Origin of the sequence: Paraburkholderia sp. SIMBA_030 (assembly GCF_046535245.1) — a bacterium.
Lineage (GTDB): Bacteria > Pseudomonadota > Gammaproteobacteria > Burkholderiales > Burkholderiaceae > Paraburkholderia.
In genome coordinates this window covers 88,632-111,813 of record NZ_JAWRXB010000004.1, presented here as the reverse complement: position 1 = coordinate 111,813, position 23,182 = coordinate 88,632, and the positions used below count along the sequence as shown (strand labels likewise).

Sequence of the window (23,182 nt, the reverse complement as noted above, 5' to 3'; positions counted from 1 at the left end):
TGGCTCGCGCACTACAATGCTCGACGCCGTGCTCATTTGAACCGGTGGGAATGACAGCACGATGACATCGACCGACAAAGCAATGCTGCGCACCCGACCGTGGGCTCGTGTTGCGGTCTGGCGGCAGATCGAATAGATCCATGCTCAAGGTGCCCGATCACGCCACGTACTTCGCCGATCACCCTCTCATTGCGGATTTGACGAGTATCCGATCCGTAGTGATTGCGCTCGCGCCGGCGTGCGGTGATGTTCTCAGCGGGGCTGCTTGATGAACGCTTCGAATGCCGCCGCGTAGTCAGGATGCCAACGCGACAGCGGGGGCCGGTTTTCGACGATATCGCCCGCCGCCCACAGAATGCGCCGCTCGTCGAGGGAACGCGGCACGTCATTGTCTGCACACAGAATGTAGAAGTCACCGGCGTCCAGACGGTCGAACATGAAATCGACGGTTTGCTCGGGTGTCCAGGCGGCGGCCGGCTTTTCTGCGCGGCCGTGCCGTGTCAGTTCCGTGAATACGAAGCCGGGAATCAGGAGATGGGCGCTGATCTGGCAGTTGGCGGTATTGCGCAGTTCGTGCTGCAGCGCTTCGGTGAACGCCTTGAGTCCTGCCTTCGAGACGTTGTATGCGGGGTCTCCCGGTGGTGTCGTGATGCCTTGCTTGGAACCGGTATTGATCACGAGGCCGGGGCGGCCGCGCTTGATCATCTCCGGTACGAAGACCTGCGTGCCGTGGATCACGCCCCACAGGTTGACGCCCAGCACACGCTCCCAGTTCTCGCCGGGGCCGAGCATCGTGCTGCCCGGTTGAATGCCGGCGTTGTTCATCAGCACGTCGGTGCCGCCAAAACGTTCGACGACAGTATCGTGCAAGCGGCGCACGTTTTCGACGACGCTCACGTCGGTCTCGACGGCGAAGACGTCTTGCGCGCCGTTCGCGCTCAGCGCGGCGATTTCCTCCACCGCACGCGCGAGGCGGTCGGCGCCGAGGTCGGCAATGCACACGCGCAGCCCGAGTTGCGCGCAACGTTTGGCCGCAGCGAGGCCGATGCCGGCTGCGCCGCCGGTAATCACGGCGACTGCGCCCGGAGTCAGAGCAGGATGAGTCATCAGAAACCTTGTTGGTGCCGAAACCGTGGCGCCATCGGGCGCCCGCGATTCCGATTCGTTCGAACAGGAGCGAATGATCGTAGCACGTAGGATTTTTTTGCGCCGGGCACGGGGCGGGCGCGAATGGGGGCATTCGCGTGGCGGTGCACGTTACTGCGGCGGATGCGATCGATCCGCCGGCCACGCCTGAATCGAATCGATCAACGCCGCATCCGATCAGGTCCGCGACGAAGGCGCGTAGAAGGGTTCGCGCTTCGGCGTTTGCGCGAAATAGTCGCTGTAGAACGCCTTGACGTAAGGAAACACTGCTGAACCCAGCTCGCGCTTCGCCTGATCCTGCGAGGCGCGCGGTTTCGCCAGTATCTGCTCGATCTCACGCAGAATCGTATCGCGATCCACGCGGGTGAAGCGGCCTTCGTGATACACGAGCTCGCCTTCGATCATCACCGTATCGACGGCATTCGTCTTGGCGCGCTGCATGAGCGCATCCAGCATGGGAATGTTGTCGTCCTGATACGGATACGTGGCGGTCTTCCAGTTCATCAGCACCAGATCGGCCAGGCGTCCGTTTTCCAGACGCCCGATTTGCGCGCCGAATGGGGTGGTTCGAGCGCCGTCCTCAGTGGCCATTTTCAGTATCTGCGGGCAAGTCGGCACGTCGTCGTCCATTCCCGGCGTGCGGTGTACGCGCAGTGCGAGGCGCATCTCCTGCAACATGTCGCGGTCTTCGTTAATACCGGCTTCGTCGAGTCCCATGCCGACCGTTACACCGTATTTCGAAAACGCGTTCAAGGGCGCCACGCCACTGCGCAAACGTAGATTCGAACTGCAGTTATGGCAGATGCAAGTGCCGGTGTGCGCGACCATTTCGATGTCTGCTTCAGTCAGCCACACGCCATGACCGAGGGTTAGCGACGAACCGAGCAGACCGAGATCGTTCAGATGCGCGACGGCGGTCTTGCCCGTCCGGCGGCGCGCGTATTCCTTCTGATAGGCGGTTTCGAGCAAATGCATGTGCATCGGTACGCTGGCTTTGTCCGAGCGTTCCTTGATGGCGAGCAGCGTCTCATCGCTACACCAGTGCAGGTTAGCGGGCGCCAGTTGAATCCGGGTCAACGATTGGCCTTCGTTGTCCTGCACGAGCATGTCGAACAACTGTAGATGCTCGGTCAGAGGGACTTGCTGCGCTTTCAGATGCGCGGCGAGCTTCGCTCCGATGTCCGCCGGCAGGCGTTTGACGAAGTCGTCGTCGGCTTCGTAGACGAGCAGGTTCTGCTCGCGTACGGCGAAGCTGTACGACGCGCGCATACCGATGTCCTGATACGCCTTCAGAACGCTTGATGCCGCTTCATGTATCGACGACAACGGACCCGGCCGCCAACCGTGGATATGCTGCACCGTGGTGATGCCGGACGCGATCATTTCAAACGCGGAGTAGAGCGTGTCGAGGTAAAGATCGATCTCGCGGGCGCCCATCCGGCTTGCAAACCACAGTTCCAGAGCGTAATCCGGCGACCCATGCTGCAGCGGCGTCAGGCCGACGTGATGATGACTGTTGACGAAGCCGGGCAGCAACACCGTATCCGGCGAGCCGAGACGCGGCGCGTTCGGATACTTCGCGACCAGTTCCTGCGCATCGCCGATCTCGACGATCACGCCGTCGCGTTGATACAGCGCGCCGTCGCGGATGACCTCTGCGGTGTGCCGGTCGGCGACGCCCTTGACGATCCAGCCAGCGACAATCAATGTTTCGGACATGGTTGCTTTTACCTGAATAGAGAAGAGTTTCAGAACGATGGTGTGTCGTATAGATCGACACGCCGATGGTCGAAATAAGACAGCTTTTCGCGGGTCGCCGCGATCTCAGCATGCGCGAGCGTCGCACTGACGATGCCGGGTCCTTCGTTGCCGGGCCGGCGAACGAGTACAGCGCCGTCGGCGGCAATCACACACGACTCGCCATAGTTGTCGATGCGCGCACCATCAAGGAATTCGTCACCGATCTTGTTCGCGCAAACGACCGCCAGCCCATTTTCCCGTGCGTGCGCAGCTCCCCGACAAAGAAATCCATATCGTCGCCGCCGCTGCCCGCGACGGGCACGATGACGAGGTCAGCGCCAGCCGCACGCAGCGCGCGCCAGCATTCCGGAAAGCGGCGGTCGTAGCAGACCAGAATACCGATACGCCACACGCCCACCTGCACGACGTGCAGCGAGTCGCCAGGCGTGAAGTGCGCGGCTTCGTCGTAGCCGGGCGGTGGATCGTCGCCGACAGGCAGGTAAAGCTTGCGCGCGACCGGACCGACGCGCAGCGGCTTGCCATCGGCGCCGAAGCCGAGCACTGCGTTGTGGTACCGGCCAGTCGCGGGATCGACTTCGTAGAACGGCACGAACAGGGTGACGCCACACTCCTTGGCCAGCGTGGCACAGCGTGCGGCGAGGGGACCGTCGGCGGGCTCCGCCCAGTCACGATATTGCCCTCCCGGTGCGCTTGCGAAGTACGGCACCATGGAGAGTTCGGGCAAGACGAGCAACTGGGCGCTGTCATCGGCAGCGGCGCGCACGGCGGCAAATGCTGCGGCCTCGTTTTTGTCGAGGTCGGTCGTGCAAGGGGGCAGTTGCAGTGCGGCGACGCGAAGTGTGCTCAAGGTTGCCGGCAAATTCATCGGACTCGCTCCTGCTCGGCGAAGGCGCGATCGACTTCATCGCGCATCAGGTCGGTCAACTGGACGCTGAGATCGTGGAACGCCCGGCTGCGCGTGTCGCGTGGACGAGGCAGATCGACCGGAATGATGGTCTTGATGCGCCCGGGGCGCGCCGTGAACACGACGATGCGGTCAGCGAGCGCAATGGCTTCGTCAATGTGGTGCGTGACGAACACCATCGACACGTTGCTTTGCTGCCAGACCTGGATCAGGAAGTCCTGCATCTTCGCACGCGTTTGTACGTCCAGCGCGGCGAACGGCTCGTCGAGCAGCAGTATCTCGGGTTTGAGCGCTAACGCGCGCCCGACCGCCACACGCTGGCGCATGCCGCCTGAGAGTTGGTCGGGCCGTTTGTCGATGGCTTCGGACAAGCCGACACGTTCGAGAATTTCCTGTGCGACACGCCGCCGGTTCTCCTTCGGCATGTGCTGCATTTTCAGGCCGAAAGTGATGTTTTCACCGACGCTCAACCATGGAAAGAGCGAGGCGTCCTGGAAGACGAGTCCGCGATCGGTGCCCGGTCCGGTGACCTCGGCGCCGCCGCAGACGATGCGGCCGCTGGATACCTGTTCCAGCCCTGAGATCAGATAGAGGAGGGTGCTCTTGCCGCATCCGCTTGGACCGAGAAACACCACGAACTCGCGGCGTGCGATATCCAGGTCGATGTCACGCAATGCGACGAACGATGCGCCGTCTGTCTGCCATGTCTTGCCGACGCCCTTGCAGGTGACGAGCGGCGGTTGTACGGACGCTGAATCATTCTGGCTCATATCATTTCCCCAGGCCGTTACTCGGCACCCAGAACAGCACTTTGCGCTGGACGATTCGTAGCGCAACGTCGAAGGCGAAACCGGTGATGCCGATCAGTGTCATCGTGAAGAACGACAGGCTCGAGTTGAAGGTATTGCGCGCGAGCATGACGACCTGGCCGAGCCCGCTGCCGACGCCGGTCGCTTCCGCCACCAGCACCACCATCCATGCGCCGAACAGGTTCATGCGCAGCACCATGAAGAGCGATGGCAGGATGGTCGGCAGAATCACATGACGGAAAGTCTGCGCGCGCGTCGCGCCCATCACGGCGGCGACGTTGAGGTGGGTGCGGCTGACGTTGTCGATCTGACTGATCGTCGAGACTGTCATGACGAAAAAGAGCGAGATGAACACCATGAATACAGCGGGTGCATTGCCGATTCCGAACAGGAAGATCGCGACGGGCAGCCACGCAATGGGCGAGATGGGCGCGAGCAGCGTGATCGTCGGCAAGGTCAGGTTGCCGAACAGCCGGAAGTAGCGGATCGCGACGCCCATCGCCACGCTGCAGACGAAACCCAGCACAAGGCCGCTTAGCACCCGCAGCGTCGTCGCGACGATGGTCATGGCGAGCGACTTCAGCGCGGTCGCGTTGGAGGTCTCGCCAATCACGTCAGTCGGGATGAAGTACTGCGCTTGCGACGCGAAGTTGCGCAGGAAGATGTGCGGCGGCGGCAGCAGAAGCGGGTCTGCCCAACCTGCGGCCCACGCCAGTTCCCACACGGCAATGAAGCACGCCAGCGAGGCGACGCCCCAGCCAAGCGGCACGAGTTGCCGGACGAGGTCGGAGCGTGGCCGGGCATTTGCTGCCGGGCGCACCGCGCGCCGGTGCGCGAGAAGGGTCGTCGGATCGGCTTTCATGCGGATTTCAGCTTGAGCTGGCCGTAGAGATCGCCGTTTTCCTTGATTACCTCATGGAGTGGACCCCAGTCGAAGACATCGGGGCCAGGCAGCCGCTTGATGTAACGGAGATCCTTGAGGTTCTGCGCGCGCTGCAGGATGAAATTCTGGTTGCTGCGCTGGTCGATCATTGCCGGCTGTTTCGTGGCTGCATCGAGGGTTGCGTCATAGCTCGTCTTGAAGTACTTGCCGACGGTGTCCTTGACGGCCGACGCGCGGTCCAGTTCTTCCTGATGCTGCGCAACCATCATTGCCTTGATCAGCGCCTTCACCGCATCGCGGTTTTCGTGCAGGAGCTTGCTGCGCACGGCGAGGACGCAGTCGGAGTAGTTCGCGCCATAGACGTCCACGCCGTTCGAGAGCTGCACGGAGCCCGGCCTTGCTTTCAATGCCTGCGTTGCATACGGCTCTATGTGGCACATCGCGTCGACATTGCCGGCGATGAAAGCCTGCGCCAGTTCCGGCGACGTGCCGAAGTAGCGCACCTTGACGTCGGCAAAGCTCATGCCCGCTTTCTTCAGGTAGTCGTAGGGCAGCATTTCGAGCGTATCGGCCTGGAATGTGCCGATGGTCTTGCCACGCAGTTGCGCCGCCGACGTGATGCCAGGCTGCGCGACGATCACGCAGCCCTGCACGCCCGAGCCGGCGACGATCTTGATCGGTGCGCCGGCATCGTAGAGCGTCATGAAGTTGGTGTACGGAACGACCGAGACGTCCACCACGCCTGCGCCAAAAAGTGCGGCAATGTCGGCGTTCGACGGGGTCGTCACGAAATCGAGCGTGACGCCCTGCGCGAGGTTGCGTTCCTTGACGAGAAAGAACGGGCAGTTGCAGAGACCCGTGCCGTGCGTCGCCTTGAGCGTCAGCGGGCCGGCCGCCATGGCCTGAGGAAGATAGGCACCGCCCAACGCCGCGGCGCCGGCCAGACACGCACCGCGCATCAGGAATTCGCGTCGCGTATTGCCGAGTTCGGTCAAAGGGTAACCATTCGGGTCTTGCTGAACAAATTTCCTGAACATCGCGTGATCCTTAGAGAGGTTGAACAGCAGATGGGGACGTGAAAATTTACGCGGGCGACTGCGCAAGCGTTTGTTCCAGCATGTCGAAGCTGAAAATCTCTCCGATCGAGCCTGAAACCTGCATTCGTCCGAGCGCTTCTAGCGACCGGGCACGCGCGAGAATGCACTCGCGAAGCGGGCGGATATCGATGATCGGTGGCTGCGCTGCGATGCCGGTCAGCAGTTCGTCGAGCGTAAATTGAGGGTAGCGGTACGCGCTGGCGCGCAGGGCTTCGCGGGGATTGTTCGTGATCGCTTCCCGCGCATCGAGCATTGCGCGTAAGGCCGCGCAGATGATCTCGGGATGCGCGTCGAGAAAACTCTTGCGGGCGACGAGCAACGTGTCGGGATAGTCGCCCCCCCAGGCGTGCAAGCCGTCGCACAGCACTTCGAAGCCGCGCAGCCGAAGGCGGGAAATCCAGGGTTCGATCAATGTCAGCGCCGCGAGGCGGCCGGCGCCCAGATCGTCGAGCGCCTCGGCGAGCGATGGGTACAGTACGCGTTCGATCTGCATGGGATCCATGCCATGTACCCGCAGTGCATCGTGCAGCAGGACTTCCATTGGATCGTCGGCGAAGGTTCCGACGCGCTGGCCGCGCAGATCGCTCATCGACAGACCCGGCTGCCCCATGAGCGCCATACCGAGCTTGCCGCTGCCGCCGACGATACGCAGCGGGTCGGGCCGGGCATGATCGACCAGCGGCTGTGTAAAGCCGGTGGTGCCGAGATCAGCCTCGCCGCTTCTCAGCAAGGCGGCGGTGGAGCCGAACTGCGTCAGCGGCGGTGCTTCGACCTGCAGACCATGGCGCTCGAACAGGCCGGTATCGACTGCTATGAACAACGCGAGATTGGAAAGCGCACTGCCGTGCGCCAGGAGCAGTTTTTGCATGACGGAATCTGGGGCGTCGAGGAATCGCGTCGACAGATGGGTTGCTGCACGCGAGGATTAAGGACGTTTTAGCGAAGACCGTGCCAGCGAGAGGCGTTGGATGTGCACTTTAATGCGTCGCTTTGTCTACGGGATGTTCTGTAGATTGTTTTATAGAAATGGCATTGATTGTATACAATTGTAGGGCCATCAGTCTTCGAAAAGATGCACCACAATGTGGCCTGAGGGTCGAATTTGCACCGCCATGCTGCACTCGGCACAGTGACTGGGCATCATGCGCTTAAGCATCGCCAGCTTGCGATTTTCAAGAAAGGACACGCCCGGACGCACATTTTGTTCTCGTCGACGAAATACAATTTGGCATAAGACGTGTGTGCAATATCGGCGATAATGCGCACTACAACCGAGGCATATGATCGGTGCGATCAACCGCGCACATTGCCCTCGTCGTGATTCAATCCATTACCAGGACCCTTTCATGCCGACTGATAAGAAGAGGGCGAAGACAGCCGACACCGAGGCGGCTGGCTCCTTTGACGGCGCGCATCGCCACGTGATTTACGAGCGCTTGATGAATGCGATTTCGGAGCATCGGCTGCAGCCCGGCACGAAGCTCGCCGAGGACCGGCTCGCCGCTATTTTCAGCGTGAGCCGGACCACTGTGCGTGCGGTGTTACAGCAGTTGTCGCACGAGCTTGTCGTGACCATCGTGCCGAATCGCGGGGCTTTCGTTGCGAGCCCAACGGTGGAAGAAGCGCGCGAGTTGTTCGAGGCGCGGCGTCAGATCGAATTGCCGATCATCGAAAAGGTGTGCCGTTGCGCCACGAAGAAAGATCTGGCGCGTTTGCGCGCGCATGTGGCACAGGAAGACGAGGCCCGTAAGCGTGATGACCGGCGCGCCACGGTACGGCTTTCAGGCGAATTTCACGTGATGCTCGCGCAGGTGTCGGGCAACCGCTTCATCGAGCGGACCATGCGTGGCTTGCAGATGCTCACGTGCCTGACGATCCTGCTCTACAACGCGCCGACCGTGCAGGCATGCCGGCACGACGAACACGCGCGTCTGATCGACGCGGTGGAAGCGGGCAACGTCAAGCTTGCGCAAAAGCTCATGGACGAACATCTCGACCATATCGAAGCGACGTTGCGGCTGCATGAACCGGAGGAAGAGAACGACGACCTGGAGGCGATCCTCGTCCACGGCCTATGATGCCGAGGCGATTCAGGTCGCCGTAAGCGTGTCGAGTACGCGCCGCAGGAATTGGTCGCATTCGGCGAGTTGCGAGAGTTCTACAGACTCGTCCGCCTTGTGCGCGTCGTCGATGCTGCCGGGACCGCAGATGACCGTGGGGATACCTGCCTTCGAAAACAGGCCGGCTTCGGTGCCGTAAGTCACCTTGCGCGTTTCGAAGTCATTGCACAGGGTCCGCACGAGTTGCGTGATGGCGGCTTGCTCGGCGCTGTCGAGCGACAACGTCGTGCCGACCTTCTCAAATGAGATCGCCGCGGCACTGGAGACTTCGCGCATCTGTGGCTCGAGCTCCTCGCGGGCATAGCGGGCGATCTGTTCAAAGAGCCCTTCCGGATCTTCAGAGGGCAGATTGCGGTATTCGAAGAAGAATTCACAATCCTCGGGAATCGTGTTGATCGCGACGCCGCCCTTGATCAGGCCGGTTTGCGCCGTCGAAAACGGCACATCGAACGCGCGATCGAACGGGCCGCTACGACGCAACGCATCGGCGGTGTCGCGGATCCGGCAAATCAGGCGTGCGGCATATTCGATCGCATTGACGCCGCTCGGCGTACGCGAGGAATGGGCGGCCACGCCCTTCACGCAGCACCGGTAGGCGTTGTTGCCCTTGTGGGCGACGACGGGCCGCATGCTGGTCGGTTCGCCGACGATGCAGCCAGCCGGCCGGATGCCGCGTTCCGCAAGTTCAGCCAGAAGCAGGGGTGCACCGAGACAGCCGACCTCCTCGTCGAAAGAGAACGCGAAATGAAGAGGCTCGCGTAGTGAGCGTTTCTGGATTTCGGGCAACAGTCCAAGCGTCACCGCGATAAAGCCCTTCATGTCGCACGAGCCGCGGCCATGGAGCCGACCGCCGCGGATGACCGGGTCGAAGGGATCACTTGACCAGTTCTGGCCGGTTACGGGAACGACATCGGTGTGGCCGGACAGCACGACGCCGCCATTCGTCTCCCCGTGCAAGGCTGGCAGTGTCGCGAACAGATTTGCTTTTTGCCCGGCCCTGTCATAGACCAGCAGCGTTTCTATGTGATGGGCTCGAAGGCGGTCCCGGATTACTTCGATCAGGCCGAGATTCGAGCGGCTGCTCGTCGTATCGTGGCGAATCAGTTCGTCGGCCAACACGAGATAGGCGGGGCGTTCGTCAGTGTCCAGTGTTGGCTTTTCAAACATCATATGTGCCGTTGGGCCCTCAAAATAACATCGAACGATTGTAGGCGGACGAAATTCACAAGGTGTACGGATACGCGCGCTGCCCTCATTGCGTTCGAACGCCGGACCGGCGCAACGCTATTCGACAAGCAAGGTGCTTGCCCGTCTGCTGCCGATCGTAATGAGGACCCGTACTCAGCAAGCGTGCGCAAACGCGGCTATGATTTCATGCGGCGACCGACGCCGAAACAGGAAAGGAGAATACCCGGATGATCCATGTCATTGCCACGATCACTGCCCAGCCCGGTCAACGCGAAGCCGTGCTGGCGCTCTTCAACAAGAACCGTCCGGCCGTGCTTGCGGAAGAAGGCTGCATTGCCTACGAGGCTGTCGTCGACGTGCCTGAGTTCGGGACGATTCAGACACCGCTCGGCAAGGACACGTTTGCTGTCATCGAACGCTGGGAAAGCGCGGAAGCGTTGCGGGCGCATGGGGCCTCCGCACACATGGCCGAATATGGACGCAATATACGCACGCTGCTTGCGAGCCGCGTCATCAACGTGCTACAGGCTTGCTAAAGAGCGCGGCGAATAGCAGCGTTCATGAAGGCTCCGCCGGCTACGCGCCGCGCATCCGGAACACGCCGACGGCGCTGCGTCCACTCACCGCCTGCACGACTGTGTTCAGACCGCCGGACAGTTCACCGTTTTCACATGCATATATTGACAGGGGTAAGCGCGTGGAAGGCGCGGCGTTGCGTTGCTGGCAAGAGAAGAGGGCGTTCCCGTCGTCGAGCTTGCGCATCCAGCAATCGTTCCGAGCAAAGTCGAAATGACGATCAGACGGCTTAATGCAGGTAATCGTGACAACATCAATTGAACTCCAGCGTAGTGCGTTGACGGACCGCGGTGATCGTATTCGCCGCCGGTAAAAGCGGTGATTGCGTTCTTCCATTATTGGGTTGCACGCGTGAACGCGGCATGACCCGAAAGTGACGGTTCGGTAATCTATGAAGCTACATCGGACACCGAACTATTCCACCAACCACCGCCCAGCGCCTGGAATAGTGCCGCGGTTGTCACCGTCAGGATGGGCGCTTGAAAGACGAAACAGTGGGTAGCTGGTACGATTCACGTGAGGCCATCGGCTTGCTCGCAACGACGACCTGGCCGATCGATGACTATTCAGTCATCCGCGCCAAGATGGCAGAAATGTAATTTTTTTTCCATCTCTCTGTATCAATCTCCAGGATAGCTTCGACAACGCGGCGTTGAGCCCGCTTCAGCCTCCTGACCTGAAAGGTAAGCGTGCAATGAGGATCTTGATCGTCGAGGACGAGCCAAAAATGGCGTCCTACCTTAAAAAAGGGCTTACGGAAGCCAGTTTCACTGTCGATATTGCGGCGGACGGGAGGGACGGACTGTTCCTCGCATTGCACGAAGATTTCGACTTGATCGTGCTTGATGTGATGCTTCCGGAGTTGGACGGACTGGGCGTGCTTAAACGCCTGCGCATGGAAAAAAAACATACGCCCGTGCTATTGCTCACGGCGCGGGATACGGTTGAAGACAAAGTCGCTGGTTTCGAATCGGGAGCTGACGATTATCTTTCCAAGCCGTTCGCCTACGCCGAGTTGCTCGCGCGGATTCGCTCGCTTGTCCGTCGGGCGCCGCGTACAACGCGGGACGTCCTGGTAGTCGGGGACCTTGAGATCGATCTGATCAAACGCAGAAGTCGACGCGGGAAAACGCGCATCGACCTGACCGCTCAGGAATTTGCTCTGCTGCAACTCCTCGCTGAACGGCAAGGAGAGGTACTGACACGAACGTTCGTGACGTCACAGATCTGGGATATAAATTTCGACAGTGACACTAATGTGGTCGATGTCGCCGTCAGACGGCTTCGCGCAAAAATTGACAGCGCGTTCGATAATAAATTGCTGCATACCGTCCGGGGCATGGGCTACGTCCTCGAGGACAGATCTTGACTGCCCCTGCCAGCCCCGCCGTCGCCAGACCCTACTCGCTGCTCAAGCGCCTGACGGTAGCGATTTCGGTCGTCGCGCTATTCGTGTTTGGGTTGGTGGGTGGTCTGTTATACGACACGCTCGGTCTCGAACTCCAACGGCGGGATGACGTCGAGATCGCCGAAAAACTGGATCAATTTCTGCTGCAGGCTCGCGATTTCGGTTCAACGCAAGGGCTGCGCCAAAATAGTGCGGTGTTCCATGAAGCGCTGCAGTCGCATCCTGCCGTCTATCTGCTGATCTCGAGCGGTCGCGGTGACATCGTGGTCCAGCACTCGAACAAACCTTCGCGGGAGTTGAGTTCCCTGGGGGCAGCGCACCCTGGTCAACATACGGCGTATACGTGTGATCCGCCAACCATCGGAACGTCCCGCTGCATTTTTGGCGACGAAACGTTGCCCTCAGGCGAAGTGATTCGCGTTGTCCTCGCGCATGTGGCGACTGAACGGAAATCCCTACTCGACACCTATCAAATCGATGTTTGGCTCGCGATTGCCGTAGGGTCGATATTGATGGGCATCCTGGGTTATGCAATCGCGCGCAGGGGACTTTCGCCTGTAAAAACGATTGGCCGTCAGACGTCGACCATTGAAGCACACCGGCTGAACGAACGCCTCGATATCAGCACGGGCCCCGTCGAATTGCAGGAAATTGCGGTATCGGTCAATCGGATGCTTGACCGTCTTGAACGGGCGTTCATGCGCCTGAGCCAGTTTTCGTCGGACCTTGCTCACGATATGCGGACCCCGTTAGCGAACGTGATCAGTTCCTCACAAGTTACGCTGTCCCGCACGAGAACGACGGAAGAATACGAAAACCTGATTGACTCCAATATTGAAGAGTGCGAGCGTCTTCATCGAATGATTGAGAACATGTTGTTTCTCGCGCGAAACGACAATTCTAAGCAGTATTTCAAGCTGGGTGAAGTGGACTGTCGCGGTGAGCTCGCGAGGCTTACCTCGTATTTTCAAGGCGTCGCCGAAGGGACGGGGGTCCGCTTCGTCGTCGATGGCACCGCTACGATCACCGCGGACCCAACCATGTTTCGCCGGGCAGTCAGCAACCTGATGTCCAATGCACTGGATCACGCCGCGGTGGGAACCGACATCGAACTGCGTACATACGAATCGGAAGGCTATGTGACCATCGAGGTCACGAATAGAGGTCAGCCCATTCCCCCTGAGCACATCGAGAAAATCTTCGACCGGTTTTATAGAATCAATGCGGCGAGACAGGGGTCAGCCAAAAACACCGGGTTAGGTCTTGCGATCGTGAAGTCGATCATGGAGTCACATCGGGGCAAGGTGGAAGTGGTGAGCAATCGCGACAACACGACCTTCGCGCTGTATTTTCCACGGCCGATCTAAATCCACGCCGCCTTTGCCGGTCAGGCTCTGTTAACATTCAACCATTCCTGGCTCGCCAATATGAGTGTTCGAACCTTCGCTCGTGCCTTCAGGCGCTCGGCGCCTGAGCGGCCGTACCGGGCAACTCGGGTTGCGCAGCGCCTTCGAGAAAGCGGCGGGTCGACTCGAACGCTTGCAGCATCTGATCGGGCCAAGGCGTTTGCAGCATGACCGCCTGGTGGTTCTCGAATGCCGATGACAGCAATGTTGCCAGTTCAGGCGAGCGCAGATGGCGCAGCAGCACGCTGACCGCAATCGCGGTCGCCTGGCTCGCGCCGGCGGTCTGGAGTTCCGAAGCGGTGAGGGCCGCGACCTGTTTGTTGATGTCCACTGAAGCTTCCTTGGATGAAATGTGGAAGATTGGAGGCCCGGTGGCCGATCCCGAATTTTGACATGGTTGGCGCTGTTGCAGCGCGGGCAGTCGCGTGTCGGATCGCTTGCCGCGCTCGCACGGCAACGGTTTTCACGGCATTTAATCTGTGCCGCAATGCTCATCCGGCCAATTAAAAATCCGCTGCCGGCAGGTTAAGCCGTAAACGAGCGGTGCCAAGGATCAGACGATATGCGGTTCAGGTGATATTGCGCAGCGGCTTATCTCCGTTCGCGTTCCGAGCGGATTGTCTAATTAAGCGTTCACTCTTCCCGGTCTGAAGTCAATGGTGACGGTATGCGCAGCGTGCCGGCTAACGCACCCGAGCAAGCAAGGCTTCCCCATCCTTGTGCGTGCGTGAAGAAACCGTACGGATATCGGCGATTGTCTGACAGTAAAAACGAGGATGCATCGCTGGATATCTGCCGTTATTCGATTTCGTTTGCCGAGGGGTTCGATCGCTCGGATAACATGGTATTCTGCGCGCCGATTTTCGCCGTATTGCTGGCGCAATATTGGCGTATTAATCCGTGCGACTAAACGGATCTCGATAGAAGACTATAAGAGGGATGCGATGAGCTGGATATTTGTGGTGTTCGGCGCGGTGATCGGTGGCGCGATCGCCTTGTCGTACGGCTTTTCGATCACGAACGGCCCTGTGGTGGGGGCGCTCGCCGGCTTTGCGCTTGCGCGTATGGTGATGAAAAAGCCTCGCGACGCGGCGACCGAACCCTCGGCTCAGCCGGCCGCGACCGATAGCTGGAATCCACCCAATGAACTGGCCGTGCGTGTCGAGCGGCTCGAGCGCGCGATCGTCGTACTGCGCGGCGAAATCCGGCAACTGCGCAGCGGCGCTGCCACGGGCGTGTCCGCGTCCGTCGGCGAAGCAGCGAGTGCTCCACCTCCGATGTTCAAACTGCGGCCGCCCGCCGCTGTGCCGCGCCCATACGCGATGCCTCCCGCAACGGTCCGGAAGCAGCGCCACGCGGCGGAGGTCGCGCCGGTGCAGTCCGCGGCCGTGCGTCCTACGGCGAACGTCAGCGCAGTCACGCCGCTGGCGTCGACAGACGCCGCTGCGGCAGCGCCGCCCGCGTCGGCATCGTTCCCGACTCCGCCGCCGCTGCCCGAATCACCGCCTGCACCGCCGCGCGGGCCAGGTCTCGCCGAACGCCTCTTCAAAGCCGGCCGCGACTGGCTATTCGGCGGCAACACGGTGGTGCGGGTCGGTATCGTCGTGCTGTTTTTCGGCATTGCTTTCCTGCTCAAGTACGCGGCCGACAACAGCCTGTTGCCGATAGAATTCCGCCTTGCCGGCGTCGCGCTTGCCGCGACCGCGTTGCTCGCCGTCGGTTGGCGCATCGGCGAGCGCCGTGGCGCATATGGGCTGATCTTGCAGGGCGGCGGCGTCGGCGCGCTGTATCTGACAGTGTTTGCCGCTACCAGGCTCTATCATCTGCTGCCGGCCGGCGCGGCACTGCCGTTGATGATCGCGATCTGCGCGTTGAGTGCGTTTCTGGCGGTGCGGCAGAATGCGTCGTCGCTCGCCTTCATGGGCAGCGCCGGCGGTTTTCTCGCGCCGATGCTGCTCTCGACCGGCGGCGGCAGTCACGTGATGCTGTTCAGCTACTACGCGCTGCTCAACGCCGGCATCTTCGCGATTGCGTGGTTCAAGGCGTGGCGTCCGCTGAATCTGCTCGGTTTCGTGTTCACGTTTTCGATCGGTGCCGCATGGGGCGCGACGGCCTACCGGCCCGAACTGCTCGCCAGCACCGAACCGTTCCTGGTTCTGTTCTTCCTGATGTATGTCGGCATTGCGTTGCTGTACGCGGTGCGGCGCGAACTTGCGCTCAAGCATTACGTCGACGGTACGCTGGTATTCGGCACCCCGTTGGTCGCCATCGGCCTGCAAGCCGCATTGATGAAAAGCACAGAGTTCGGTCTGGCGTGGAGCGCGGTAGCGCTGGCCGCGTTCTACCTCGCGGTCGCAGCTTGGCTGGCGCGCCGCCGCGAGCGCCTCGGCATGCTGTTCGAGGCCATGCTGGCGCTGGCTGTGATTTTCGCGACCCTGGCCGTACCGCTCGCTTTCAGCGGGCCGACGACGAGCGCCACGTGGGCCATTGAAGGCGCCGCGATCAGCTGGCTCGGCGTGCGTCAGCGGCGCCTGATCGCGTTCGGTTTCGGCTTGCTGATGCAACTGGCCGCGGCTTGCGCGTTTATCGCTGGCACCGGCATGCAGATCGATTACAGGGCGGTTTGGCCGGTGCTGAATGGCGCTTATATCGCCACGGCGTTGATTTCCCTCGCCGGTATATTCACGGGATGGCATCTGCACGGCCGAAGCGAAGCGAGCGCGTGGCACGCGTGGATGCCGCAGATCGGTCTTGTTGCCGCAATCTGGGGGCTGCTGTGGTGGGTTCTGGGCGGCATCCACGAAATCTTCGAGTACGCGCATGCCCATCTCTCCTATGACCGCGATCGTTTCGAGGACGCGTTCGTCGCGCTGTTCGCCGCTCTGACCGCCTGGCTTGCGCATGGTGCACGCCGCAAACTGAGCTGGCCGCTCGCCGAGTGGCCGGCGCTGGCGCTGGTGCCGTTCCTCGCGTTGCTGGTGGCGAGCCTGTTCATGTACAGCATGACACCGGTCAGCGGCTACGGCTGGCTGGTTTGTGCGGTCATCGCGGTACTCGCCTACGTGTTGTTGTGGCGCCAGCAGCGCGATGTCGGCGACCGCGTTCTCGCACCACTGCATACGCTGATGTTCTGGACGGTCGGCGTGCTCCTCGCGCTCGAAGGCTATTGGGGTTTGCGCGCGTACGTGCCCGAAGGGGCGTGGAGCTGGAGCGCGTGGGCCTATGGCTTCGGCATTCTGCTGCTGTTGGTGGCCGGTGTCGGGCACCGTCTGCGCTGGCCGGTCGCGCGCTACACGCAGGCTTATCAGGTGTGGGGCGCGGCGCCTCTCGCGGTGTTGCTGTGGGCGTGGAGTATCGCGAGCGTTATCAGCGACGGTAGCGCCGCGCCGCTTTTCTGGCTGCCGATCGTGAATCCGCTCGACGTTGCACAGATACTCGCGTTCATCGCTTTCGCCGTGTGGTTGCGGCGTCTGCGCGCGCTGGGTCCGACATGGCATCCGCGCGCTTTCGACTACGCCGTGCTCGCCACGCTGTTCCTGTGGTTCAACGCGTTGCTGCTGCGCACGCTGCATCATTGGACCGGCGTGCCGTACCAATTCGACGACATGTCGCACTCGATGCTCGTGCAGGCTTCCGTGTCGGTATTCTGGACGGTATGCGCGCTGGCCATGATGATCTGGGCGACGCGCCGCGCGAGCCGCCTGTCCTGGTTCGCCGGCGGCGCTTTGCTGGCGGCGACCGTCGTCAAGCTGTTCCTGTTCGACCTGTCGCATGTAACGGGTATCGAGCGGATCGTGTCGTTCATCGGTATCGGCGTGATGTTGCTGTTGATCGGCTACTTCTCGCCGCTGCCGCCAAAAGCTGTCGTGATGGAAACTGAGCAATGAAGCGTTTCTTGATTGTGACCGGTTGGTGCGTTGCGATTTCGTTCATTGGGGCGCCGCCGGTGGCGGCTGCGGCCGATCATTTTGCGCGGCGCTTTGCGCTCGAACTCGACAACGGCGCCGCGTACTACAGCATCAAGCTGCCGGCTGCCGTGTACGCGGCGAGCCGGCGCAGCGATCTCGGCGACGTACGCGTATTCAACGGCGCCGGCGAGCCGGTGCCGTATTCGCTCGATGCGCCGCGCGATGCGGCCCGCACGCCGCACACGCTGCGCACGGTGCGCTGGTTCCCGTTGCCGGTGACTGCTGCGGACAGCGCCAGCGCGCCGCTCGGCGTGACGATCGCGGCCGACGGGTCGCTGCGTACCACTGCGGCGCCGCCGGCACGCGCGCAACACGATACGGACCTGGTCGATCTCGGCCATGTGGCGGGCGAGGCGGGCGCCTTGGTCGTGCATCTGCGCAACGACAATTATCAAGGGCGCGTGACGGTCGAATCGAGCAACGACTTGCGCAGCTGGCAATCCGCCGGCGATGCACAACTGCTCAAGGTGACCTATAACGGCAGCACGTTGAGTCAGGAACGCATTGCGCTGGATGCGGTGCGGGCGCGTTACGTGCGGCTGCGCTGGCTCGACGGCGCGCCGTACATCGAATCGATCGACCTCGAGGTGCAGGCTGCCAACGCGGACCGCGCGCAGCGCGCGGATACCCAGCGGGAATGGCGCGAAGGCATCGTTGCTCACGCGGGGCCGACGGCCGGCGAGTATTTCTTCGACACGGGCGGCCCTTATCCCGTCGATCGCTTGCGCCTGAATTTGCCGCAGCCCAATACGGTGGCGCCGGCCGTCGTCTATTCGCGCCCAGGTCTGCAGACGCCGTGGCGCGAGGTCTCGAACGCGACGCTGTACCGGCTGCACAATGGCCCGGTGGAGCAGAGCAATCCATCGATCGAGGTGGCGGCGGACACCGACCGTCAATGGCGCGTGGTAGTCGATGCGCGCAACGGCGGCTTGGGGAGCGGTGCGCTGACTATCGCGGCGGGCTGGCGTCCGGCGACGCTCACGTTCGTCGCGCGCGGATCGGCGCCGTTTACGCTGGCGGTGGGCAATGAGGCGGTTATGTCGTCGGCGGTGAGCCGCGAGGATTTGCTGATGGGTGCGTCTTCGGTTGCGGTCGCGGCGCGGTTGGGAGAAGCGCTGCCCGTCGCGCCGGACGATGCCGATGCGCAGTCGGCGAACAAAGACCCGCATGCGATGCGCCGCTATGTGTTGTGGGCGGCGTTGCTGCTGGCGGTCGGCTCGCTTGGTGCGATCGCCTGGCGGCTCGCGCGCGGTGCTCGGGCAGCTGCGGATGCGGCCGGCGATGCGGCGGGTGCGACGACCGACAAGGCGGACAGTGCGGGCAGTGCCGACGGCACCGGTCAAAGCAACGGCAAGGCATGATTACAGCACGGGCGGGTCGCAGTTCCTCGCGCTCGCATCCGCGCCCGCCCACGCTTCGTCGCTCACGCCTCGCCTGCGGTCATCGTACGGATGATCTTGTCGAGCGCATGGCCGAACGCGAGCTTTTCCTGTTCGTCGAGGCACTCGAACAGATCGTCATTCCACCTGCGCGCCATCGGCATGACTTTGCGATACAGCGCGCGGCCTTCAGCGGTTAGCGACACCAGCACCACGCGACCGTCTTCGGCGCTCGGCTCGCGCTTCACGAGCCCTTGCTTGATCAACGCCTCTGCAGCACGGCTCGCCTGGCTCTTGTCGAGATTCGCGTGCCGCGCCAGCTCCATGATCGAAAACGGCCCGAACGATCCCACCGACGCAATCACTCGCGCTTCCGGCAACGTCACCCCCAGCTTGTCCTGATAGCGCTCGCTGATGCCACGCTCAGTGAGTTTGTTCAGCACGTGCAGACGGTACGTAAGGAGTTGTTCCAGTCCAGTTTTGGCGGAGGCCTTCATGGTCTTCCCGTGATAAGTGGAGCGGTCGTGGCGTTGTGATTGTTGCTGCAACCGTCTGTTGCCGCAACCGTCCACCGGTCAACGCGCGCCATATTTCAGGCGCGTCAGCTGTTCGGCTGCATCGGCGAGCAGGCGCGCCGCGTCGCGAATCGCGACCTCTAGCGTGATCGGCCCGGGGGCGGGCGAGAAGCAGCCGCTGAAATATTCGGCGAGGCGCGGCAGCGCCGCGGAGTCGACCGCGCCCGATAGCAGCGTGGCGGGCACGCCCGCGGCCTGCGCATGACGGCAGGCGATGAAGGGCGCCTTGCCGTGAAGCGTTTGGACATCCGAACGGCCTTCGCCTGTGATCAGCCAGTTTGCGCCCTTGAGCGCGGCGTCGAGGCCGATTTGCCGCGCGACGGTTTCCGCGCCCGGCTCGAACTGCGCGCCCAGCATATGCAGCGCGAAGCCCAGACCGCCAGCCGCGCCCGCGCCGGGTTGATCGCGCGCGGTTCGGCCGAGCGCCGCCTCGAGCAGATCGGCAAAGTGAGCGAGAGCGGCGTCGATCACGGCAATCTGCTCCAGCTTCACGCCTTTTTGCGGACCGAACACCGCGGTTGCGCCGTGGTCGCCAGTGAGCGGGTTGTCCACGTCCGACATGCCGACGAACGACGCGTCCGCCAGCCGGGCGTCGAGTTGCGACACATCGAGGCGCGCTACGCGCGCGAGTTGTTCGGGCGTCGCGTCGAGTTCCTTGTCCTGCGCGTCGAAAAGCTTCAGGCCGAGACCGGCGAGCAGACCTGCGCCGCCGTCATTCGTGCTGCTGCCGCCGAGCGCGACGAAAAAGCGCCGCACGCCCGCGTCGAGCAGTGCGCGGATCGCCTCGCCCATGCCGCGTGTACTGCGCGCCTCGACCGGCACGCCCATGCCGACCGGATCCGTGATGCCGACGATTTCCGCGGTTTCGATGATCGCGCTGCCGTCCGCGAGCAGTCCGGTGAGCGCTTCGCGCACCGGCCCGGCCGCGCCGCGCACGCTCAGCTTGCGGCGCTCGCCGCCGTTCGTGAGCATGGCGTCGAGCGTGCCTTCGCCGCCGTCGGCCATCGGGCAGATGCGCACGTCGGCGTCGAGCCGGGCACGCCGGATGCCGGACGCAATGGCCTGCGCGACCTGCTCGGCGCTGAGCGAGCCTTTGAAGGAATCGGGAGCAATGACGACGACAGGCAAGGACGGCAGATTCGGCATGGTGTCTCTGAATGGTTGGAATCGTTGCGAGGGCGATAACGATGCGGGAAAAGAGGCGCAGCCCCGAGCGCGTCCGTTAGCTTAGCAGCATGGCGGCGCCGACTGAATAGGTCGAACGGCATAGCCGGCATCGTCTGGTGAAAGAGGTCGCAAGTGAGGCCGCGCGCCGCGCGCGTCACGCGAGGCGGCTCGATCGAACCGCCGCAAAGCCGGCGAAAACACGCCGGAAAGCACCTGGAAAGCCGATAAAAACGTGTGCAATCATCGAATCCCGGTTAGGCGCGCAAATAGTTTGCTAAAATATTCGGCTCTTTAGACCCAAACCGTGCTGCCGGCGGCCTGCAAGCCCGCGGCGCAGGCGCCGAATTGATGTGACGCGCGATGCGAAGCGACATCGAAAAGCGGCACGGAGAAGATAACTGATTCGCTCGAATAATTTTAGGACGATTGAAGCCATGGCTAACGTTGTTGAAAACCTCGGCAAGCTCGAACGCCGCGTCACGATTTCCCTGCCGAAGGACGCCGTGCAGAAGGAAGTGGACTCGCGTATCCGTCAACTCGCGAAGAACGTGCGCATGCCGGGTTTCCGCCCGGGCAAGGTGCCGCTCAAGATGGTGACGCAACAGTATTCGGGCCAGGTGGAAGCCGAAGTGCTGAGCGACAAGGTCGGCAAGGAATTCTTCGACATCAGCCGCGCCGAAAACCTGCGCGTCGCCGGCCAGCCGAGCTTCGCGCCGAAGGCCGACGCTGCTGAAAGCGACTACGCGTTCGACGCGACCTTCGAGGTGTATCCGGAAGTGAAGCTGGGCGACGTCGCCACGGCTGAAATCGAACGCACCACGACCACCATCAGCGAAGCGGAAATCGACCGCACGCTGGACATCCTGCGCAAGCAGCGCGTGCACTTCCATGCTCGCGGCGAAGCCGGCGAGCACGGTGACGGCGGCGCGGACACGGCAGCGAAAGAAGGCGATCGCGTAACGGTCGACTTCGTCGGCAAGATCGACGGTGAAGTGTTCCAGGGCGGCAGCGCGGAAGATTTCGCATTCGTGCTGGGCGAAGGCCGCATGCTGCCGGAATTCGAGAAGGCAGCGCTGGGCCTCGCGGTCGGCGCATCGAAGGAATTCGACCTGGCGTTCCCGGCCGACTATCACGGCAAGGAAGTGGCAGGCAAAACGGCGCAATTCACGATCAACATGAAGAAGATCGAGTGGCCGCACCTGCCGGAAATCGACGCTGAATTCGCGAAGTCGCTCGGCATCGAAGACGGCGATCTGACCAAGATGCGCGCTGAGATCAAGGACAACCTCGAACGCGAAGCGAAGCGCCGCACGCAAGCCATCGTCAAGAATCAGGTGATGGACGCGTTGCTGAAGATTTCGGAGCTCGACGTGCCGAACGCGCTGATCGAGCAGGATCAGGAGCGCCTCGTCGGCATGGCCCGTCAGGATCTGGAGCAACGCGGCGTGCCGAACGCCGCTGATGCACCGATCCCGGCTGAAATGTTCAAGGAACAGGCAGAGCGCCGCGTCAAGCTGGGCCTCGTGCTGGCCGAGCTGGTCAAGGCCAACGAACTGCAGGCAAAGCCGGAGCAGATTCGTGCCGAAGTCGACGAATTCGCGAAAAGCTACGAAGACCCGAAGGAAGTCGTCCGCTGGTATTATTCCAATCAGCAACGTCTTGCCGAAATGGAAGCGTACGTCGTTGAAGCCAACGTCGTCGATTTCGTCCTCAGCAAGGCCAAGGTGACGGACAAGGAAGTGAGCTTCGAAGAACTGGCAAGCGCAACGGCGCAAGCGTAAGCGTCGCTGTAACGGCGTGCCGGCTGTCGGAGCGACGGCCCGCACGCCGTTTTTTTGTGCTGGGAATGTGCACTGGTTCAAGTATGAAGTTCAGTACACGGATCGCGCACTTGAATACGGGCTCGTCGTACACAACTGTCTAGCATCTAATATTTAGAATATTTCCAGACAAGGATCCATTGCATGACCTTTCGCGCCCAAATGCTGGACACGTTGACCTCCCAGTCGTCGCGGGATCTCGAAGCGCAGGCGCTCGGACTGGTGCCGATCGTCGTGGAAACGAGCGGCCGCGGCGAGCGCTCGTATGATATCTACTCGCGTCTGCTGAAAGAGCGCATTGTGTTCCTGGTCGGCGAAGTGAACGACCAGACGGCCAATCTCGTTGTCGCGCAGATGCTGTTCCTCGAGAGCGAGAACCCGGACAAGGACATCAGCTTCTACATCAACAGCCCGGGCGGGTCGGTGTCGGCCGGCATGGCGATCTACGATACGATGCAGTTCATCAAGCCGGACGTGTCGACGCTGTGCATGGGTCTCGCGGCCAGCATGGGTGCGTTCCTGCTGGCGGCCGGTGCGAAGGGCAAGCGCTTTGCGCTGCCGAATTCGCGTGTGATGATTCACCAGCCGCTGGGTGGCGCGCGCGGTCAGGCGTCGGACATTGAAATTCAGGCGCGTGAAATTCTGTATTTGAAGGAACGGCTGAATCATCTGCTTGCGCACCACACCGGCCAGCCGGTGGAACGTATCGCGCGCGACACTGACCGCGACAATTTCATGTCCGGCGATGACGCGCAAGCATACGGCCTGGTCGATCAGGTGGCTCACAAGCGTCCTTGATCCGGTGCGTTTTTGCCCCATAATGGGGCAAAAACGCACCGGATCGGTTGTGAAATAATCAAGACTCGTCCGAGCGCCTGCGGCAAACGCCGTTATCCTGGCTCAAGCCCTGCCGCGCCCAACTGTGAGGCAGGGGCAAACGGCGTATCATGTAATCGAGTGTCCGGAGGCTCACAC

Annotated in this window: 19 protein-coding genes and 1 pseudogene; 8 read left to right on the top strand and 12 right to left on the bottom strand. The window is 61.9% G+C overall.

Annotated features, from left to right (window positions below; genetic code table 11):
• Positions 1–252: 252 nt before the first annotated feature.
• The 7 genes and pseudogenes from SB772_RS07975 to SB772_RS07945 all read right to left on the bottom strand — a co-directional run bounded on the left by SB772_RS07975 (position 253) and on the right by SB772_RS07945 (position 7,468).
• Entirely contained in the window at positions 253–1,107 is an 855-nt protein-coding gene (locus SB772_RS07975; RefSeq protein ID WP_410832728.1) for an SDR family NAD(P)-dependent oxidoreductase, read from the bottom strand.
• 216 nt (positions 1,108–1,323) lie between these two features.
• Positions 1,324–2,865, bottom strand: a complete 1,542-nt coding sequence (locus tag SB772_RS07970; RefSeq protein ID WP_410832727.1) for an amidohydrolase family protein — start codon at positions 2,863–2,865, stop codon at positions 1,324–1,326.
• 29 nt (positions 2,866–2,894) lie between these two features.
• Positions 2,895–3,772: pseudogene (locus tag SB772_RS07965) on the bottom strand (carbon-nitrogen hydrolase family protein).
• Positions 3,769–4,581: an ABC transporter ATP-binding protein gene (locus tag SB772_RS07960; RefSeq protein ID WP_410832726.1), complete on the bottom strand. Its 813-nt coding sequence runs from the start codon at positions 4,579–4,581 to the stop codon at positions 3,769–3,771. Before SB772_RS07960 ends, SB772_RS07965 begins: the two are co-directional and overlap by 4 nt.
• A gap of 1 nt (position 4,582) precedes the next feature.
• The gene (locus SB772_RS07955) at positions 4,583–5,482 is read right to left on the bottom strand and encodes an ABC transporter permease (protein WP_410832725.1); all 900 of its coding nucleotides are present in this window, start codon (positions 5,480–5,482) and stop codon (positions 4,583–4,585) included.
• Entirely contained in the window at positions 5,479–6,540 is a 1,062-nt protein-coding gene (locus SB772_RS07950; RefSeq protein WP_410832724.1) for an ABC transporter substrate-binding protein, read from the bottom strand. Before SB772_RS07950 ends, SB772_RS07955 begins: the two co-directional genes overlap by 4 nt.
• 46 nt (positions 6,541–6,586) lie before the next feature.
• Positions 6,587–7,468 (bottom strand): ABC transporter substrate-binding protein, encoded by an 882-nt coding sequence (locus tag SB772_RS07945; RefSeq protein WP_410832723.1) that lies wholly within the window; start codon positions 7,466–7,468, stop codon positions 6,587–6,589.
• 478 nt (positions 7,469–7,946) lie between these two features.
• Between SB772_RS07945 and SB772_RS07940 the strand changes: the two genes are divergently transcribed.
• On the top strand, positions 7,947–8,678 hold the full coding sequence (locus SB772_RS07940) for a GntR family transcriptional regulator (protein ID WP_410832722.1): 732 nt from the start codon (positions 7,947–7,949) through the stop codon (positions 8,676–8,678).
• 12 nt (positions 8,679–8,690) lie between these two features.
• On the opposite strand, the gene argE is transcribed toward SB772_RS07940, so the two are convergent.
• Positions 8,691–9,890 (bottom strand): acetylornithine deacetylase, encoded by a 1,200-nt coding sequence (gene argE, locus SB772_RS07935; RefSeq protein ID WP_410832721.1) that lies wholly within the window; start codon positions 9,888–9,890, stop codon positions 8,691–8,693.
• A 245-nt stretch (positions 9,891–10,135) separates the two neighbouring features.
• Between argE and SB772_RS07930 the strand changes: the two genes are divergently transcribed.
• Positions 10,136–10,444: a putative quinol monooxygenase gene (locus SB772_RS07930; protein WP_410832720.1), complete on the top strand. Its 309-nt coding sequence runs from the start codon at positions 10,136–10,138 to the stop codon at positions 10,442–10,444.
• 40 nt (positions 10,445–10,484) lie between these two features.
• On the opposite strand, the gene SB772_RS07925 is transcribed toward SB772_RS07930, so the two are convergent.
• Complete coding sequence (locus SB772_RS07925; RefSeq protein WP_410832719.1) at positions 10,485–10,670, bottom strand: hypothetical protein; 186 nt, start codon at positions 10,668–10,670, stop codon at positions 10,485–10,487.
• Between the two features lie 508 nt (positions 10,671–11,178).
• Here SB772_RS07925 and SB772_RS07920 point away from each other — a divergent pair.
• Together SB772_RS07920 and SB772_RS07915 are read left to right on the top strand one after the other, a co-directional pair.
• Positions 11,179–11,853: a heavy metal response regulator transcription factor gene (locus SB772_RS07920; RefSeq protein WP_410832718.1), complete on the top strand. Its 675-nt coding sequence runs from the start codon at positions 11,179–11,181 to the stop codon at positions 11,851–11,853.
• Positions 11,850–13,259, top strand: a complete 1,410-nt coding sequence (locus SB772_RS07915) for a heavy metal sensor histidine kinase (protein ID WP_410832717.1) — start codon at positions 11,850–11,852, stop codon at positions 13,257–13,259. Before SB772_RS07920 ends, SB772_RS07915 begins: the two co-directional genes overlap by 4 nt.
• An 88-nt stretch (positions 13,260–13,347) precedes the next feature.
• Here the strand turns inward: SB772_RS07915 and SB772_RS07910 are convergent, their stop codons facing one another.
• Entirely contained in the window at positions 13,348–13,629 is a 282-nt protein-coding gene (locus tag SB772_RS07910; RefSeq protein WP_410832716.1) for a hypothetical protein, read from the bottom strand.
• Positions 13,630–14,242: 613 nt separating this feature from the next.
• On the opposite strand from SB772_RS07910, the gene SB772_RS07905 reads away from it, so the two are divergent.
• Together SB772_RS07905 and SB772_RS07900 are read left to right on the top strand one after the other, a co-directional pair.
• Positions 14,243–17,185 (top strand): DUF2339 domain-containing protein, encoded by a 2,943-nt coding sequence (locus SB772_RS07905; protein ID WP_410832715.1) that lies wholly within the window; start codon positions 14,243–14,245, stop codon positions 17,183–17,185.
• Positions 17,182–18,627, top strand: coding sequence for a DUF3999 domain-containing protein (locus tag SB772_RS07900; protein WP_410832714.1), 1,446 nt, complete (start codon positions 17,182–17,184; stop codon positions 18,625–18,627). Before SB772_RS07905 ends, SB772_RS07900 begins: the two co-directional genes overlap by 4 nt.
• Before the next feature lie 62 nt (positions 18,628–18,689).
• On the opposite strand, the gene SB772_RS07895 is transcribed toward SB772_RS07900, so the two are convergent.
• On the bottom strand, positions 18,690–19,142 hold the full coding sequence (locus SB772_RS07895) for a MarR family winged helix-turn-helix transcriptional regulator (RefSeq protein ID WP_410832713.1): 453 nt from the start codon (positions 19,140–19,142) through the stop codon (positions 18,690–18,692).
• A 78-nt stretch (positions 19,143–19,220) separates the two neighbouring features.
• Complete coding sequence (locus tag SB772_RS07890; RefSeq protein ID WP_410832712.1) at positions 19,221–20,366, bottom strand: glycerate kinase; 1,146 nt, start codon at positions 20,364–20,366, stop codon at positions 19,221–19,223.
• Positions 20,367–20,821: 455 nt separating this feature from the next.
• Between SB772_RS07890 and tig the strand changes: the two genes are divergently transcribed.
• Positions 20,822–22,168: a trigger factor gene (gene tig, locus SB772_RS07885; RefSeq protein ID WP_410832711.1), complete on the top strand. Its 1,347-nt coding sequence runs from the start codon at positions 20,822–20,824 to the stop codon at positions 22,166–22,168.
• 183 nt (positions 22,169–22,351) lie between these two features.
• Positions 22,352–23,005, top strand: a complete 654-nt coding sequence (gene clpP / locus SB772_RS07880; RefSeq protein WP_007182010.1) for an ATP-dependent Clp endopeptidase proteolytic subunit ClpP — start codon at positions 22,352–22,354, stop codon at positions 23,003–23,005.
• Positions 23,006–23,182: the final 177 nt, after the last annotated feature.

Coding starts and splice junctions, on each gene's coding strand:
- SB772_RS07975 (WP_410832728.1), bottom strand. CDS start 1,107: ATGACTCATCCTGCTCTGACTCCGGGCGCAGTCGCCGTGATTACCGGC.
- SB772_RS07970 (WP_410832727.1), bottom strand. CDS start 2,865: ATGTCCGAAACATTGATTGTCGCTGGCTGGATCGTCAAGGGCGTCGCC.
- SB772_RS07960 (WP_410832726.1), bottom strand. CDS start 4,581: ATGAGCCAGAATGATTCAGCGTCCGTACAACCGCCGCTCGTCACCTGC.
- SB772_RS07955 (WP_410832725.1), bottom strand. CDS start 5,482: ATGAAAGCCGATCCGACGACCCTTCTCGCGCACCGGCGCGCGGTGCGC.
- SB772_RS07950 (WP_410832724.1), bottom strand. CDS start 6,540: ATGTTCAGGAAATTTGTTCAGCAAGACCCGAATGGTTACCCTTTGACC.
- SB772_RS07945 (WP_410832723.1), bottom strand. CDS start 7,468: ATGCAAAAACTGCTCCTGGCGCACGGCAGTGCGCTTTCCAATCTCGCG.
- SB772_RS07940 (WP_410832722.1), top strand. CDS start 7,947: ATGCCGACTGATAAGAAGAGGGCGAAGACAGCCGACACCGAGGCGGCT.
- argE (WP_410832721.1), bottom strand. CDS start 9,890: ATGATGTTTGAAAAGCCAACACTGGACACTGACGAACGCCCCGCCTAT.
- SB772_RS07930 (WP_410832720.1), top strand. CDS start 10,136: ATGATCCATGTCATTGCCACGATCACTGCCCAGCCCGGTCAACGCGAA.
- SB772_RS07925 (WP_410832719.1), bottom strand. CDS start 10,670: ATGCGCAAGCTCGACGACGGGAACGCCCTCTTCTCTTGCCAGCAACGC.
- SB772_RS07920 (WP_410832718.1), top strand. CDS start 11,179: ATGAGGATCTTGATCGTCGAGGACGAGCCAAAAATGGCGTCCTACCTT.
- SB772_RS07905 (WP_410832715.1), top strand. CDS start 14,243: ATGAGCTGGATATTTGTGGTGTTCGGCGCGGTGATCGGTGGCGCGATC.
- SB772_RS07900 (WP_410832714.1), top strand. CDS start 17,182: ATGAAGCGTTTCTTGATTGTGACCGGTTGGTGCGTTGCGATTTCGTTC.
- SB772_RS07895 (WP_410832713.1), bottom strand. CDS start 19,142: ATGAAGGCCTCCGCCAAAACTGGACTGGAACAACTCCTTACGTACCGT.
- SB772_RS07890 (WP_410832712.1), bottom strand. CDS start 20,366: ATGCCGAATCTGCCGTCCTTGCCTGTCGTCGTCATTGCTCCCGATTCC.
- tig (WP_410832711.1), top strand. CDS start 20,822: ATGGCTAACGTTGTTGAAAACCTCGGCAAGCTCGAACGCCGCGTCACG.
- clpP (WP_007182010.1), top strand. CDS start 22,352: ATGACCTTTCGCGCCCAAATGCTGGACACGTTGACCTCCCAGTCGTCG.